Source organism: Streptomyces sp. NPDC014889, assembly GCF_043081205.1.
Lineage (GTDB): Bacteria > Actinomycetota > Actinomycetes > Streptomycetales > Streptomycetaceae > Streptomyces.
The window spans coordinates 406,297-421,553 of sequence record NZ_JBIBWH010000007.1 but is presented as its reverse complement, the minus strand read 5'-3'; the positions used below and the strand labels follow the sequence as shown (position 1 = coordinate 421,553).

Genomic DNA, 15,257 nt, shown 5'->3' with positions numbered 1-15,257 from the left:
GCCGCCGACGGGCGGCGGCCGGTCGAGCGGCCCGGGCCGGCCCGACCGGGCCTCAGGCCGGGCGCTTGAACATCCGGGTCGCCGTGATCTCGCTGTGCACCGCCTCCCCCGCCGGAGCCTGCTGCGGCAGCCCCGGCCTCAGGTGCTCCTCCACGCTGATGTACTTCAGTCCTGCCCTGAGGTCGGCGTCGTTGCGCAGCCGGATGACCAGAGGGAACTCGGCGAGCGCCGTCGTGTCGAACAGGCCGGTGGTGTACAGGAGCTGCACCCCGAGGGCGTCGGAGACGGCACGCTGGAGCTCCAGCAGGTAGGTGGCGTTGGCGCGGCCGATCGGGTTGTCCAGGAAGAGCGTGCCGGCGTGGCGGTGCTTGTCCCGGCCGCGGTCGTTCGACCTCAGGGCGGCCATCGTGCAGTACAGGGCGATGGCCGCGGTGAGCAGCTGGCCGCCGGAGAACACGTCGCCCATCTGCCCGACGGGGACCCGCTCGGCGCGCAGTACGGCGTCCGGCTTGAGGATCTCTACGGCGACGCCCTTGGGCTGGAGCGCCGCGCCGACCCCGCGCAGCAGCAGGGACATGCCGTCGCGCCGCAGGTCGGAGTTCTTCTTCACGGCGGCGCGGGTCGCGTCGTCGACGACCTCGCCGAGCCGCTCGGTGAGCGTGGCCTGGTCGGGCTCGTCGAAGCGGATGCGCAGGAACTCCTGCCCGGACCACTCGCCGAGGCCTTCCGGGAGGCGGGACAGTCGCTGCGCCGACCTGAGCGTGGCGAGCGCCGACTCGACCAGTCCGCGCAGCCGGTCCACGATCGAGTCCCGGTTGCGTTCCAGTTGGGCCAGCTCGTCGGTGAGCACCCGGAGCCGGGGCGCGAAGGCCTCCGCCCACTTCTGGGCGTGCTCGGGCAGGGCGGAGGCGGGCAGTTCGCGGATCTGCTGCCGGGCGGGAGTGCGCACCTGCTCGTAGCGGGTGGAGTTGGCGTGCCGGACGAGGACGTCGCTCGCCTCGCGGACGGCGGACTCCGCGGCGGACAGGTCGGCGGCGCAGCCGCGCAGTGACCTGCGGGCCTCCGCGGCCGCCTGCCGGGCACCCTCCGGGCTGCCCGGGTACGGCTCGGGTTCCTCCTGCTCCTCGTCACCCGCCTGCTCGCGCAGCAGGTCGCGCAGCATGCCGGCGATCTCGTCGAAGCCGCCGGCCGCGTCCTCGGCGGCACGGTGGGCCTCCAGCAGTCCGGCGTGCGCGTCGCGGGCCTGGGCCAGCGCCTCGGTCCGGGAGGCGAGTTCGGCGGTGGCGGTGCGCAGCAGGGCCTGTGCGTGCTCGGCGTCGCGCGGGAGCAGTTCCCCGGGGAGTTCGGTGTGCGCCTCGCCGTCGTCGGGCGCGTGCCGCTCGGCCTCGCCGCGCAGCCGGCCGAGCTGTTCGCTCGCGGAGGACATCCGGGTCTCCAGGAGCTGCACGAGCTCCTCGGCGCGGGCGGCGGCGGCCTGCCGGGACGGCCCGTCGGAGCCCTCGGGCGACTCAAGGAGCTGTTCGGCGCGGGTGCGGACCTTGTTGCTGAGCCGGTCGAGTTCGGCGCGGGCGGCGCTCTCGTCGCTCTCCGCCCGGGCCTGCTCGGCCCGCAGGTCCGCGCCGACACCGACCTTCTCGTACAGCTGGGAGGCGGCACGGTAGGCCTCGCGCAGGGCGGGCAGGGACACCTTGGGCGCATCCCCGTCGCTCTCCGGGACGTCGTCGGGGGCGCCGGCGATCTCGGAGCGCTCGGCGCGCAGCGCCCGTGCGGTGCGGCGGGTGTCGTCGGCGGCGCGCTGCGCGGCGCGCCGGTCCTCGTCGGCGGCGCGGGCGCGTTCCAGGCAGGCCTGGGCGCGGGCCTCGGACTCGACGGCCTCGTCGGCGAGTTCCCGCAGCCGGGCCTGCCACCCGGCCCGCTCGCGCAGCCGGAACGCGAGCCCGGCGAGGGCGTCGGCGGCGCGCCGTGCCCTCTGGGCGGCCTCCTGCCGTTCGTCACGCTCCTGGGCGGCCTCGGCGGCGGACTCGTCGGCCTCCGCCCGCAGGCTGCGCGCCTCCGCCAGCTCGGCCTCGGCCTCCTCGGCGAACGAACGCGTGTCCTGCGCGGCCTGTGCCAGCTCCAGCAGCCGCCCGGCGGGGCAGCCGGCGCGCCAGGAGGCGAGCCGCGCGGCCAGCTCCCGGTCCTTGCCGAGCCGGGCGGCGAGCCGGCGGATCTCCTCGTCCCGCTCGGTGGCCCGTGCGCGCAGCGCCTGCCGTTCCTCGTCGGCGGCGAGCTCGTCGTGCATGGCCGGGTTCGGCGGGACGAGGAAGACGTCTCCCTCGGGCGCGCCGTCGGCGGGGGTGGGGGCGAGCAGCGCGGCCGCGGTGCCGACGGCCACGGTGGAACGGGGCAGCAGGGCCGCGTCCGCGAGGGCCGCGCGGGCACGCGCGTGCGTGTCCGGGTCGGTGATGATCACGCCGTCGACCAGTTCGGGCCGGGCCGCCAGTACGCGCGCGTGGTCGGCGGGGTCGACGGACTGGGCGAGGTAGCGCCAGCCGGGCAGCGCGGGGATGCCGTGCTCGCCGAGGAACTCCACGGTGGCCAGGACGTCCGGGCCCGGCGGCAGCAGCCCGCCGTCGCCGAGCGCGCCAAGGATCCGGGAGTCGTCGGCGGCGGCGGTGCGCAGTTCGAACAGGTGCCGCTCGGCGGAGGAGACGGCGTCGTCGAGCAGTTCGCGCAGCTCGTCGGCGAAGCGGTCCAGGTCCTCCGGGGTGAGCCCGCCCTCGGACCGGTCCGGGTCCGCCACCGCGGCGTCCTGCCCGGCGCCGTACGGCGCCTCTGCGGTGCGGTGGGCCGTCTCGGCGCCCGGCGCCGTGGCGGCCGTGGTGTCCGGTCCGGTCCGGGGCGCCGGCACTCCTGCCCGCGCGGTCGCGCCCGGCAGGCTCAGCAGTTCCGCAAGCCGTCCCTCGGACGCCAGCGCCTCCGCGATACGGCGTTCGGTCTCGTGGGCGCGCCGGGCCGCCGTCGCCGCGTCGGCCGCGCGGGCCGCGGTGAGTTCCGCGCGGGATTCGGCCGAGGCGGCCTCGCGCGCGTGTTCCGTGGCCTTCCGGGCGGCCTCGCGGACCTGGTCCCAGGCGGCGACGGCGGTCTTCTCCGCGTCGCTCGCGGCCAGGGCCGCACGGGCCGGGTCGGCGTCCGGGGCGCTGTCGTCCAGCCAGCCCGCGCGGACCGCCTCGGCGGTCTCCTGCTCGACCTCGGCGAGGCGCTGGCGCAGGTGCCCGGCCTCGCTGCGGGCGCGCTGCGCCTCGGTCGCGGCGGCGGTCTGGTCCCGGTAGGCGGACTCGCTGACCTCCTGGAGCTGTGCGGAGCGCTCCTCCTCCTCGTTGGCGAGGGTCTCGGCGCTTCCGGCGGCCGAGTGCAGGGCCCGTACGAGGTCGGTGGCGGCCTTGGCGCGCGCGGCCAGCGCCGGGGCCGCGTCCCGCTCGGCCTCCTGGATCGCGGCGGAGACACGGGCCACGCGGTCGGCGGCGGCACGGTGGCGCAGCACCGTTTCGGCGGCCTGCCACGCCGAGTACAGGGTGCGCGCGTCGGCGAGCTCCCGCTTCTGCGCGGCCGCGGACTTCTCGGCGGCGGCGAGGGCCAGTGAGGCGTGCCGGTAGGCGAGTTCGGCGGCGATGAGGGCGCTGCGCTCGCGGGCGCCCTCGGAGTGGGTGACGGCGTAGGCGGCGGCCGTCACGCGCTGGGCGAGGTCGGCGGCCCGGATCCGCTCACGCACCGCCCGGGCGGACAGCCGGCGTGCCAGGGTCCGGGTGCGCCGCTCGGCCGCGGCATGGATGTCACGCGCGCGTGTGCGGGCCTCGGCGGCCTCGACGATCCGGCCCAGCAGGTCGACCGAGCCTGCGGTGAAGTCCCGTTCGGCGATCAGCTCGGCGCGCCGGCCCAGCTTGTTGCCGAACCCGCTGACCAGGTCGGCGAGTCCGTCGGTGTCGCGGGTGTCGGTGACCGCGCGCAGCAGCAGGTCGGTGAAGTCGGAGTCCTTCTTCACCGCGAACAGGCCGGCCGCCTCGCCCTCGTCGGCGTTCATCTCCCGCTGGTAGCGGAAGAGTTCAGGGTCGAGGCCGAGGTCGCCCAGGTGCTCGGTCCAGCGTTCGTGGATCTCCTCGAAATGGATCTCCAGGTGCGGGTAGGTCTTTCCCGCCTCGGTGATGGCGTCCCGGAAGCCCTTCATGGTGCGGCGGCGGCCCCGCGCGCCCGACTGGCCCTCGGCGGACGGCCGTACGGACGTGGCCTCGGCGACCGGGAGGTTGTCCAGGGTGAGTCCGGGCCCGGGCCGGAAGGAGTACCAGGCCTCGGCGAACTTCCGCGGGTCGTTGGAGACTTGGCGCCCGCGCCACTCGCTGACCTTGCCGACGACCACGCACTCGCCGGTCTGCACGTGCTGCCACTCCAGCGCCACGTGCCCGCAGTCGTCGGCGAGCAGGAACTTGCGCAGCACGCCGGAGCTGGCGCCGCCGAGGGTGTTGCGGTGGCCGGGCAGCATCACCGAGAAGATCAGCTTGAGCAGGACGGACTTGCCGCCGCCGTTCTCCAGGAACAGCACACCGGCGGGGGCGGGCCGGCGCGGCGGGCCGACCGGCTCGTCCTCGAAGAACTCCGCCTGGATGGGCGCGGGGTCGGGCACCGGCTCGCCCACCCCCCGCAGGTCAAGCACGGTGTCGGCGTAGCGCGCACCGGCGGGCCCGATGGAGTAGAGGCGGACCCGGGACAGCTCGTACATGGCGGACTCTCGTCAGTCTTCTTGCAGTTGGGGGGTGGCGGGCTTCGTTCGGACGGGGAGTGGCGGAAGGCGGCGGCGCCTCGGGCCTCAGGAGTGGAACGGCAGCCCCGCGTCGGCCACCAGGTCCAGGTCGTCGGTGTCCTCGGCGGGCAGCAGGCTCGGGGTGCCGCCGGTCACCGGGACTATGCCCAGTTCGAGGAGTTCGGCCAGGGCGGCGCTGCCCGCCATGTCGCGCACCTGGAGTTGGTAGCGGGCCGTCGTGCGGTACGTGCCGCCGCTCTCGTCGCCGGTGCGCTGGAGGAACCCGGAGTCGGTCAGGAACGCCAGGGCCTTGGCCACGATGCCCGTGGTCGAGGCGGCCGGCCGGCGCGCGTCCTTGGTCGCGCCGGTCGCGCTGCGTCTGGCCCAGATCCGCCAGGCGGTCTCGAGGCCGGGCGCGTCGGTGGCCGGGTCGGTGTTCTCGCCCCGCTGCTCGGCGCGTTCCTCCAGGCGGCGGCAGGCCTGGCGGACGAAGGCGTCGACGCCGTTGACGGTGACGCGCCCGATGTAGCTGTCGTCGGCGAGGTCCTCGGGACGCGGGAACGCCAGCGCGGCCACCGCGAGGTGGGCCAGCCCGTGCAGGAAGCGGTCGCCCGAGTCGGCGGCCGTGCGGCGCGCGTAGTCGCTCATGCGGACGGCGAACACCGAGTCCTCGGCGGCGGTGACCGCCATCCCGGCGCGCGGGGACACCTCCAGCACGACAAGACCGAGTCCGGCGGCCACGGCGTCCGCGAGCCGTGCGAACGCCTGGTCCTCGCGGTGGCGGCGCAGCAGGTCCGCGTACTCCTGGTCGCGGGCGGGCTGCAGCTTGGGCTGGAGCCCGAAGGCGACGAGCCGGGCCGCGTCGGCGGCGTCGGCGGGTGTGACGGCGACCGCCGTGGGCGCGCCTGCGGCTTCCGGCTCACTCCGGTCGACGTGCTCGGTCACGGTTGGGGCTCCTTGCTGGGGTGTCGCTCGTGCGTACGGTTGCCGGCGGGGCTCACGCCGCCTCCGTCCGGTCGGCCGCCATGCCCGCCGCGTCCAGCAGTGCCGTGCCGACGATGAGGTCGGCGCCGCCGAACTCCTGATCGTCCAGTTCGGTCCCGTCGTCCACGGCGAACAGCAGCTTCTCCTCGCCCTGACGATAGGCGGTGCCGACCGGGGGGCTGGCCGCGTGGACGGCCAGCAGGGCGACCAGGTACGGCAGGTCGGGGTCCTTGTCGCGGGCCTCGGCGAGCAGGCCCGACAGCCGCCGCGGGGCGTCGGCCGGCAGGTCGAGGAGTTCCATGGCGGCCGCGAGCTGCTCCTCGCTGAACCGGCTGTCGTCGGGGGTGGCGATCAGGTCGGGCTCGGGCATCTCGGCGCCCAGGTGCTCCCGCTCGACGGGCGGCGTCAGCAGGATGTCCACGAGGTCCGCGACGCGGACGGACACCGGCGTGCGCAGCCCGGTGCCTCGCGCGAAGAAGGCGTCCGTGACCCGGATCGCCTGCTCCAGGGGCAGCGGGAGGGTGGGCGCGAGCAGATGGCCGTAGAGGTCGGTCCCGGAGGTGGTCAGGGGGGTGGCGAAGGCCTGCCGGTCCTGCTCGGCACGGAACAGGGGGCCGGCCTCGAGGAGCCGGGACTGGAGCTGGGTGTGCCTGCGGATGCAGTCCTTGACGATGTCCACCAGCTCGGCGGCGCGCCGCTTGTGCTCGGGGTCCTCCGACTCGTCGCGCGCCTTGCGGATGTTGGTCAGGATCGCGTTCTCGTGCCGGTAGCGGTCGGCGACGTGGTCCAGGGCCTCGGCGATCATGTCGGGGACGGCACTGAGCCAGTCCACCGCCCGGACGTTGCGCCGGGTCGCCTCCAGGGCCCTGCGCAGCGTCTCCGAGTACTGCACGGTCCGGTAGCGGGCCTGTTCCGCGGCGAGCTGGGCGTCCGCGAGGCGGCCGCGGCTGATCAGCACCTCCAGCTTGACCTCGGCGGCGATCTGGGCGCTGGTGACGTCGGTGTCGAGGGCGCCGACGAGGACGTTGACCGCCTCGTCCGTCGTGCGCAGGTAGACGCTGCCGCCGGGGCCGGGGACCTCCTCGATCAGCTTGAAGTCGTAGTCGCGGCGCACATACGTGCCGTCCGGTGCGAAGGTGCCGTACACCGCGCGGAAGCCGCGGTCGACGCTGCCGACGTTGATCAGGTTCTCCAGGACCCAGCGGGCCACGCGCTCGTGCTCACCCGCGGGGCGCCGCGGGGCCTGCGCGGCGACGCGCGGGACGAGCCGGGCCACGACCTGGTCGTGGTCGGCGCCGGTGTCGAAGTCCATGTTGAGGGTGACGAGGTCGATGGCGGCGAGCGCGACCTCCGACATGCCGTACACCGAGTACTCGCCGGCGAGGTTGGCCTTGCGGGCGTCCAGGTCGTGCAGCGGCGCGGTGCAGGCGAGCGCGCGCAGCCGCCGCGCCAGCCCCTCGTCGGCGGCAGGCCCCGGTGCAGGGCGCGGCCCCGCGCTGAGCTGGGGCGGAACGCTGTCCGTCGATGCAGGCGAAGTCACGGTGCACAGATTAGGTCCTTGGTCCGACAATGACCCAAACGGCACGGAGGAGGCCGCCGCCGTGCGTCTTCGCGACCGCTCCCGGTCGGGCCCGGAACATCAGCCGGTCGTGGCTGGGACACGACCCCGTGGGCTGCCCTCGGCCGCGTCGGGTCGCCCGCGACGAGGCGCTCGGCTCCTGCCTCGGCCCGCGGGGGACCAGTCGGCGCATTCGACGGCCGCCGTACCGTCCCCGGCTCGGGCCGCTCCGGATTCCGGGTGCTTCGGGCACAGGACGCTGTGCGTTTCGGCCACTCGGACTCGGGCCGATCCGGGCTCCGGCCGCCCCGGACTCCGGCCCCTTTCAGCCTCGGGCCACTTCGAGCTCAGGCAGGCTCACGCCACTTCCGGCTCGGACCTCTCCGGTACCGACAGCGCCGCCAGTGCCGCCGACACCGATGCCGACGAGCGCAGGTCGAGGCGGGCGCTTGTGCCTCGGGCCCGGTGGCGGAGTTCGTCGGCGGCCAGGATGAGGAGTTGCGGGAGCAGGTCGGTGCAGCGGCGGGCCACCCAGCCGGTGCCCGCCGTGGCCAGCCACCACAGGCTCGCCGACCTGGTGGGGGCGGGGAACTCCGGCTCGGGCGAGGGCGCGGGCCCGCTCGCCACGCCCGCCTCCGCGAGCAACGCGTGGAAGCGGACGGCGAGTTGGCGGTGCCCGCGCTCCCCCGGGTGCAGCCGGTCCGCGCTCCACATCGCGCGGTCGGTCAGCCACTGGCCCTCGTCTGCGTGCAGGTGCACGGCGCCGTACCGCTCCGACAGGGCGTGCACCACCGTGTTGACCGCCCGCTGGCGCCGGGCCAGCGGGCGGGCCAGCGCGCCGGGCAGGCCGAGCATCGCGCCGGGGTCGGGCAGACAGGCCGTCAGCAGGACCGCGCCCCGGCGTGTGAAGGCCGTGCAGACCTGGTCGAGGCGGGCGGCCACGGCGTGGATGTCGAAGGTGCGGCGCAGTGTGTCGTTGACGCCGACGACGACCGACACGACGTCCGGGCGCAGGTCCAGGCCGGCCGGGGTCTGCCGTTCCAGGACGTCGCGGGTCTGCGCCCCGCTGACCGCGAGGTTGGTGAACTCCACGGCCGCGGGCTTCTCGGCGAGGCCGCCGGCGAGCAGGGCCGCCCAGCCGCGCCATCCGTCGCCCGTGGGATCGCCGACGCCCTCGGTCAGCGAGTCGCCGAGCGCGACGAAGCGCACGGACCTCATGCCACGCCCTCCGGCTGCGCGCGCCGTACGGGTGCGGGGACGTCGTGCGCGGCGAGGAACGCGTCCACGGAGGCGGTCCACCCGAAGCACTCCGCACGCGCGCGTGCCGCCTCGCGCCGCTCCCGCTCCGGGCGTGCCAGCAGGCCCTCCACGGCGTCGGCGAACGCCTCGCCGTGGTCCGCCGCGCTGTCGCCGGCCGAGCCGATCACCTCCGGCAGCGCGGAGGAGGCGCTGGCCACCACGGGGGTGCCGCAGGCCATCGCCTCCAGCGCGGCGAGTCCGAAGGTCTCGGCCGGCCCGGGCGCCAGGCACACGTCGGCGGAGGCCTGGAGCGTGGCGAGCCCGCCGCGGTCGCGGACATGTCCGAGGAACGTGACCGGCAGCGCCCGCTCACGGGCCCGCTGCTCCAGGCGCGCCCGCAGCGGACCGTCCCCGGCCACCACCAGCACCGCCCGCCGTCCGCGCCGCAGCAGCGCCTCCAGGGCGTCCAGGGCGTTGCCGGGCCGCTTCTCCACGGACAGCCGGGAGCACATCACCAGCAGCGCCTCGTCGTCGCGCGCGTACCGGGCGCGCAGTGCGGCCTCCCGCAGTGCGGGATGCCGTTCCACCAGGTCGACGCCCAGCGGCGCGCGTACGACGTTGCGCGCGCCGACGCGCACGAACTCGCGCTCGGCGAACTCGGTGGTGCACACCACGCGCGCGTAGGTGTGCGCGGTACGGACGTTGAGGGTGTCGGCGGCCCGCAGGGACAGTGCCTGCGGCACACCCCAGGTGCGCAGCACGCCGTCGGCGGTCTCGTGGGAGACCATCACGGCGGGGACCCGGGCGCGCCTGGCCCACTTGCCGGTCCACCGCAGCGTCGTGCGGTCGGAGACCTCGAGGCGGTCCGGTGCGAGTTCCTCCAGGAGGGCGGCCACGCGCCGCTTGTCGGTGAGGACGCGGTAGCCGCCGGTGCCGGGCAGCAACGGTCCTGGCAGGGTGATCAGGCGGCCCTGTTCGGTCTCCTGGTCGGTGTGGCGGTCGCCGGGGACGATCAGCACCGGTTCGTGGCCGGCCGCCTGGTAGCCCTTGCCGAGTTCGCGCAGGGCGGTGCGCAGTCCGCCGGACGTGGGTGCGACGAAGTTCGCCAGCCGTACGAGGGTGAGCGGCGTGGTGGTCATGCCGCCACCGCCGTCCGCCGCGCGGCGAGCACGTCCTCGTAGTGGCCGATGAGCTGGTCGCCGATCGCCGCCCAGCTCCGCCCCTCGACCGCGGTGCGGCCGGCCGCCGCGAACGACGCCCGCAACGCCGGGTCCGCGGCCAGCGCCCACACGGCGGCGCGTACGGCGGCCGCGTCGCGCGGTGGGACGAGGAACCCGGTGCGACCGTGGTCGACCAGGTCGAGCGGGCCGCCCGCGGAGGGCGCGACGACGGGCACCCCGGAGGCCATGGCCTCCTGCACGGTCTGGCAGAACGTCTCGAAGGGCCCGGTGTGCACGAAGACGTCCAGCGAGGCGAAGATGCGGGCGAGGTCGTCGCCGGTGCGGCGGCCCAGGAATACGGCGCCCGGCAGGGCCTCGGTCAGTTGCGGCCGGCTGGGCCCGTCGCCGACCACGACGACCCGCACGCCGTTCATCCCGCAGACGCCGGCGAGCAGTTCGACCTGCTTCTCGGGGGCGAGCCGGCCGACGTAGCCGACGATCAGCTCGCCGTTCGGGGCGAGTTCGCGGCGCAGTGCCTCGTCGCGGTGCTCGGGGCGGAAGCGGACGGTGTCCACTCCGCGGCCCCACAGTCTGACCCGGGGCACGCCGTGTGCCTTCAGGTCGTTCAGGGCGGCGCTGGAGGGGGCGAGGGTGAGGTCGGCGGCGGCGTGGACGGAGCGGATGCGCCGCCAGGCGGCCGCCTCGCCGGCGCCCATGTAGGTGCGGGCGTAGCCGGCGAGGTCGGTCTGGTAGACGGCGACGGCGGGGATGCCGAGCCGGGTGGCGGCCGCCATGCCGCGGACGCCGAGGACGAAGGGCCCGGCCAGGTGCACGAGGTCGGCGCGGTGCTCGGTGAGCGCCGCCGCGACGCGCCGGCTGGGCAGCGCGACGCGGACCTGGGGGTAGCCCGGGAGCGGAAGGGAGGGGACGCGGACGACGGGGCACGGCGCGGGGGCGTCGGGTCCGGTCGAGGCGGCGGTGGCGGGAGCCACGACGAGGGGGGCGTGACCGCGATCGACGAGGTGCCGAGCGGTCTGGAGCGCGCAGTGGGCCACGCCGTTCACATCGGGGGGAAAGGATTCGGTCATGATGACGACACGCATACCGGTGTTGTCGCCGTGCTGGACGTGCCCGCGTCAACGTGGATCTTTCCGGACGTGGAACGTCCCATGAGCGTTGGGCTGTGCGGCCCTGCGGGACGGCTCCCGGCCGCGCGCTCCTGGCCCCCGGGTCACCGGGCGTTCACGCGGTGGGCGCGTCCGGTCCGATCCGGCTGCGTACGGCGGTCTGGACCTCGTCCTCCTCGGCCGGGTCGGAGGCCAGCCTGCGCAGTCGCTCGACGACGCGCGTGTCACCGGTCTCGGCGTGCCGGGCGGCGATTTCGCGGGTGGTCTCCTCGCAGTCCCACAGGCATTCGACGGCGAATCCGGCGGGGAAGGAGGGGTCGGTGGCGGCGAGGGCGCGGGCGGCCCGGCCGCGCAGATGGGAGGAGGCGGTCTCGCGGTAGATGTGACGCAGAACGGGCGCGGCGCAGGTGATGACGAGCCGTCCGGCGCCGTCGACGAGGGTCCACAGGGTGGGCGCGTCGGGGCCTTCGCCCCGGACCGCCTCCCGGAGGGCGGCGAGGACGAGGTCGCGGTCCCGTACCGTGCCCCGGCAGGCGAGCACGCGTCCGGCGGCGGCGCCCAGCGGGTCGGGGCGGCGGGCCCAGCCGCGCGCCCGGTCGACGGCGGCGGCGCCGCGCATGCGTTCGAAGGCCTCGACGGCCGCCTCCACCACGGTGGCCGAACCGTCGGAGACCGCGGACTCGACGAGGTCCAGGGCGTCGGGGTCGTCGCCGTCGGCGAGGTAGCGCAGGGCCGTACAGCGGGCCGCGTCGGTGCCCGCCCGGGCGGCGCGCAGGATCTCGGGCCGGTCCCCGGGTCCGGCGACGGCGGTGAGACAGCGGGCGGCCGGGACATGGCGGGCCGTGCCGCGGTCGGCGCCCTGCTGGGCCCAGTCGAACACCGCCCGCACGCTCCACCCGGGCCGGGGGCCGGTGGGGCGCATCTGCCGCTGCCACAGGTCGAAGGAGCCGGCCTCGTGCGCGGCACGCACGCGCGTGGCGACCGACTCGCGCGGGTCGTCGGCCCACAGCCGCCACGGCCGGGGCTCGAAGGCGTCGCGCACCGCTGCGGCCAGCTCGGCCTCGCCCTCGGCGTCGGTGGAGAAGCGGGCGAGGACCGGCGCGGCGAGGGCGCGCAGTCCCGCGTCGTCGTCCCTGAGCGCCAGCTCGTCCAGGGCCCAGGCCCAGTTGGCGCCCGTGGCGGCGTACCGGCGCAGCAGGGCGAGCGCGTCGCGCCTGCCGTAGGAGGCGAGGTGCCCGAGCACGGCGAGGGCGAGTCCGGTGCGTGACTCGTCGGTGTCGAGGGCGTCCTCGGAGTCGAAGAGGTGCGCCTCGATCTCGTCCGGTTCGCCGTCGAGGTCGAGGAAGAGCCGGGCGTAGTACAGGGAGCGGTTCTCCACCTGCCAGTCGTGGCGCGGGTCGCGCAGCACGCAGTGGTTCAGTGCCGCCAGCGCCTCGGCGCGGGGGGCGGTGAGCGCGTGCAGCGTGCCGTCGCCGCGGCCCCGCTGGAGCAGGCCGAGCAGCGTACCGCTGGGCGCTATGACCGGATCGAACATGGGAAACAGCCTCACATCAAGCGTCGACGCAACCGGGGAACTCGCACTACCTGGCCGCGCGACAACACGTCGGGGCGCCCGCCGTCCGCTGCTTGCTGTAGACCATCTTCCTCTGCCTCTCGTCGGTGGCCCATACGGGCCTGATCACAGCCCGCGCGGTGCGGCAACACCTGCCCAGCCATCGCGTCCGTGAACCACGACGTCATGATGACCCGGCGCCCGCGCTGCCGCGACCGAAATTTCCGGCGGCCCCGTACCGCCTCCCCCGTTGTCCGTGCCGTTCCTGGTCAGGAGGCCGGAGCGGCTGCTCGCGGCCCTGGGGATCAGCTCTCGCCGAACATCTCCAGCAGCTCCGCCCTGCCGAACATCCGGGCCGTGTCGACGGCCGAGGGGGTGCCGGCGGACGGGTCCGCGCCGCCCTCCAGGAGGGCCTTGATCACTTCCAGCTCGCCCTTGAAGACCGCTCCGGCGAGGGGCGTCTGGCCCCGGTCGTTGACGCGGTCGGCGTCGGCGCCCCGGGCCAGCAGCGCGCGGACCGCGGCCGCGTGGCCGTGGTAGGCGGCGAGCATCACCAGGGAGTCGCCGCGGTCGTTGGTGAGGTCGGCCGGGACGCCCGCGTCGACGTACGCCACGAGGGCCTCGGTCCGCCCCTGCCGGGCCAGATCGAAGATCTTGGTCGCCAGCTCCACGACCTCCGGGTCGGGGGCTTCACTCATCGGCCGGACCGCCTCTCACTGCGAACGTTCGGTACTGCGGGGAGCAAGCGTACGGCGGTCCAGGCTGGTCGGCCGTACGGGTGAATCGCCAGCGTACTGGCTCGTGCGCCACATGACCGGGGGCGCCCGAGGTAAAGATCACCACGGACGTGGTCGGACGCCACAGTGCCGCTCAGGCATCTCAGGGGACTCCGCCACCCGATGGAAATCGAACGAAATTCACCCAGTTGCACCTTTTGTCATATGGATACATGCTGTGATGCTGGAAGAACTCAGGGTGATTGTCCCCACTCGACACCAGGAGACCTCCCATGATCCTCTCCGTCTCAGGCGTAATCCTGTTCGGCTTCGTCGTCGTCGTCTTCTTCCGCAAGGACGGGCTGAAGCCGTCGCACGCGTGCGTCTCCGCGCTGTTCGGCTTCTACCTCTCGAGCACGGCCATCGCCCCGAGCATCAAGGCCGGCGGCGAGAGTCTGGCGAGCCTTCTGGGCGGCATGAGGTTCTGACGACGTCCGTCCCTCCCGTACCGCATCTCCAGGAGGCAGCAGTGGCCCGGCGCCCCCTCCCCCGCATTCTGAGCACAGGCAGCGCGCAGCTCACCCGGAGCCGGGAGCTGGCACGGACGGCGGCGGACAGCGCCACCGACGTCCTCCACCCGCTGATCACCATCACGCGTGGTCTGCGCCGGCTGGCCTCCGCCGGACGGCGCAAGTGGTCGGACACGCCGAAGGACCGGCGCGGCCCGCTGCTGTTCCTCGTGGCGTCGCTGTTCCTTGTCGTGGCGCTGGTGCCGTACGGCCCGCTGCTCGCCGCCGTCGTACTGATGGCGGCGGCGGCCTGGCACGGCCGCGACCGCACCCCGGCGAAGCCCGAGGGCCCGGACGAGTCGCGCGCCCGGCGCCTGGCACTGCTTTATGAGGCCCTGGTGCCCTACTTCTCGGCGGCCGAGGACCCGGCACCGCTGTACGCGCACGGCGGCGCGTGGGAGAAGGCCTTCCCCGCCTACGAGTTCGACGACTCCGGGCGGGTGCGCCACCTGGTGGTCCGGTACCCCGCGTACTTCACCGACGGCGAGGCCGAGTCCCGCGCGCGGATCGAGCATCTGCTCACCGCCAAGGCCGGCCGCGGCCGCGAGTACCTCTTCTCCTGGGACGAGGAGGGCAACCAGCTCGCCTTCACCGCCCTCGCCCCGCTGCCCACGGACATCGCCGCGCAGCGCTTCGTCACGGCGCCGGGCGAGACCGTGCTCGGCTTCACCGACCCCACCGAGGTGCAGCGCACGCTCCCCCTCGGCTACGGCGAGGAGCAGCGCGACGTGCCGCCGGTCGTCTGGCGCACGGGCCGGCGCTCCACCGAGCCGCACCTGCTGGCCCTGGGCCAGGCCGGCAGCGGCACCTCGACACTGCTGCGTTCTCTCGCCCTCCAGGCCCTCCAGCACGGCGACGTGCTGATCGTGGACGGCGGAGGCACCGGCGAGTTCGCCTGCCTGACCGGCCGGGACGGGGTGCTGGCGGTCGAGTGCGGGCTGGCCGGGGTGCTGGCGAGCCTGGAGTGGGCGGCCACCGAGACCGAGCGCCGGCTGATCGCCGTCAACCGCGCGCGGCAGGCGGGCCATCCGCCGCCGGAGGACACCAGGCGACCGCTGTGGCTGCTGCTCGACCGGCCCACCGCGTTCACGCACCTGGCCGCGGCGGACGGCCGCAAGGATCCGCAGGCGCTGCTCCAGGTTCCGCTGCGGCACGGGCGCGCGGTCAACGTGGCGGTGGTCGTGGCCGAGCAGTTCGACTGCGCGGAGGCGCTGAGCGACGCGGTACGGCAGCACACGCGCGCGCGTGTCGTCCTCGGGCCGGCGACGGCGGAGCAGCTCAAGGCGGTGCTGGGGGCGCCGCCGCACACGACGCCGCTGCCCGTCGTCCCGGCCGGACGCGGGTACGCCCGGCTGGGGACGAAGCCGGTCCACCGGCTCCAGGTGCCGGCCACGCCCGACCCCTACGACGACGCGGCGAACGACGCCCATCGGCAGGCCGTGCTCGATCTTCTGCCGCCGAAGACCACACCGGCCGACGGGGAGCGGGTGCCGGAGCCCACGGAGGCCGTGACGGAAGCGGTCGCGGAGCCCTCGTGAAGCCTTTCGGCCTCGGTGACGGCCCGGGCCCTCATGGGCC

At 75.1% G+C, this 15,257-nt stretch carries 10 protein-coding genes; 2 read left to right on the top strand and 8 right to left on the bottom strand.

Annotated features, from left to right (window positions below):
* Positions 1 to 52: 52 nt before the first annotated feature.
* The 8 genes from ACF09J_RS16940 to ACF09J_RS16905 form a co-directional block, all read right to left on the bottom strand.
* The gene (locus ACF09J_RS16940) at positions 53 to 4,753 is read right to left on the bottom strand and encodes a hypothetical protein (protein WP_392306180.1); all 4,701 of its coding nucleotides are present in this window, start codon (positions 4,751 to 4,753) and stop codon (positions 53 to 55) included.
* A gap of 87 nt (positions 4,754 to 4,840) precedes the next feature.
* Positions 4,841 to 5,719, bottom strand: a complete 879-nt coding sequence (locus ACF09J_RS16935; protein WP_392306179.1) for a hypothetical protein — start codon at positions 5,717 to 5,719, stop codon at positions 4,841 to 4,843.
* A gap of 52 nt (positions 5,720 to 5,771) precedes the next feature.
* Positions 5,772 to 7,298, bottom strand: a complete 1,527-nt coding sequence (locus tag ACF09J_RS16930; protein WP_392306178.1) for a hypothetical protein — start codon at positions 7,296 to 7,298, stop codon at positions 5,772 to 5,774.
* A gap of 375 nt (positions 7,299 to 7,673) precedes the next feature.
* The gene (locus ACF09J_RS16925; RefSeq protein ID WP_392306177.1) at positions 7,674 to 8,534 is read right to left on the bottom strand and encodes an SGNH/GDSL hydrolase family protein; all 861 of its coding nucleotides are present in this window, start codon (positions 8,532 to 8,534) and stop codon (positions 7,674 to 7,676) included.
* Positions 8,531 to 9,694, bottom strand: a complete 1,164-nt coding sequence (locus ACF09J_RS16920) for a glycosyltransferase (RefSeq protein WP_392306176.1) — start codon at positions 9,692 to 9,694, stop codon at positions 8,531 to 8,533. Before ACF09J_RS16920 ends, ACF09J_RS16925 begins: the two co-directional genes overlap by 4 nt.
* Positions 9,691 to 10,818 carry a glycosyltransferase family 4 protein gene (locus tag ACF09J_RS16915; RefSeq protein WP_392306175.1) on the bottom strand — a complete coding sequence of 376 codons (1,128 nt, stop codon included), beginning with the start codon at positions 10,816 to 10,818 and terminating at the stop codon, positions 9,691 to 9,693. Before ACF09J_RS16915 ends, ACF09J_RS16920 begins: the two co-directional genes overlap by 4 nt.
* 139 nt (positions 10,819 to 10,957) lie before the next feature.
* Positions 10,958 to 12,376, bottom strand: coding sequence for a HEAT repeat domain-containing protein (locus tag ACF09J_RS16910; RefSeq protein ID WP_392306174.1), 1,419 nt, complete (start codon positions 12,374 to 12,376; stop codon positions 10,958 to 10,960).
* Positions 12,377 to 12,699: 323 nt separating this feature from the next.
* Positions 12,700 to 13,092 (bottom strand): ankyrin repeat domain-containing protein, encoded by a 393-nt coding sequence (locus tag ACF09J_RS16905; RefSeq protein ID WP_392306173.1) that lies wholly within the window; start codon positions 13,090 to 13,092, stop codon positions 12,700 to 12,702.
* Positions 13,093 to 13,403: 311 nt separating this feature from the next.
* On the opposite strand from ACF09J_RS16905, the gene ACF09J_RS16900 reads away from it, so the two are divergent.
* Positions 13,404 to 13,598, top strand: a complete 195-nt coding sequence (locus ACF09J_RS16900; protein WP_392306172.1) for a hypothetical protein — start codon at positions 13,404 to 13,406, stop codon at positions 13,596 to 13,598.
* Between the two features lie 41 nt (positions 13,599 to 13,639).
* On the top strand, positions 13,640 to 15,217 hold the full coding sequence (locus ACF09J_RS16895) for a hypothetical protein (RefSeq protein WP_392306171.1): 1,578 nt from the start codon (positions 13,640 to 13,642) through the stop codon (positions 15,215 to 15,217).
* Positions 15,218 to 15,257: the final 40 nt, after the last annotated feature.

What these genes read in the sequence shown, in the direction of transcription:
- ACF09J_RS16905 (WP_392306173.1), bottom strand. Translation starts at nt 13,092, where the DNA reads ATGAGTGAAGCCCCCGACCCGGAGGTCGTGGAGCTGGCGACCAAGATC.
- ACF09J_RS16915 (WP_392306175.1), bottom strand. Translation starts at nt 10,818, where the DNA reads ATGCGTGTCGTCATCATGACCGAATCCTTTCCCCCCGATGTGAACGGC.
- ACF09J_RS16900 (WP_392306172.1), top strand. Translation starts at nt 13,404, where the DNA reads ATGATCCTCTCCGTCTCAGGCGTAATCCTGTTCGGCTTCGTCGTCGTC.
- ACF09J_RS16925 (WP_392306177.1), bottom strand. Translation starts at nt 8,534, where the DNA reads ATGAGGTCCGTGCGCTTCGTCGCGCTCGGCGACTCGCTGACCGAGGGC.
- ACF09J_RS16940 (WP_392306180.1), bottom strand. Translation starts at nt 4,753, where the DNA reads ATGTACGAGCTGTCCCGGGTCCGCCTCTACTCCATCGGGCCCGCCGGT.
- ACF09J_RS16910 (WP_392306174.1), bottom strand. Translation starts at nt 12,376, where the DNA reads ATGTTCGATCCGGTCATAGCGCCCAGCGGTACGCTGCTCGGCCTGCTC.
- ACF09J_RS16920 (WP_392306176.1), bottom strand. Translation starts at nt 9,694, where the DNA reads ATGACCACCACGCCGCTCACCCTCGTACGGCTGGCGAACTTCGTCGCA.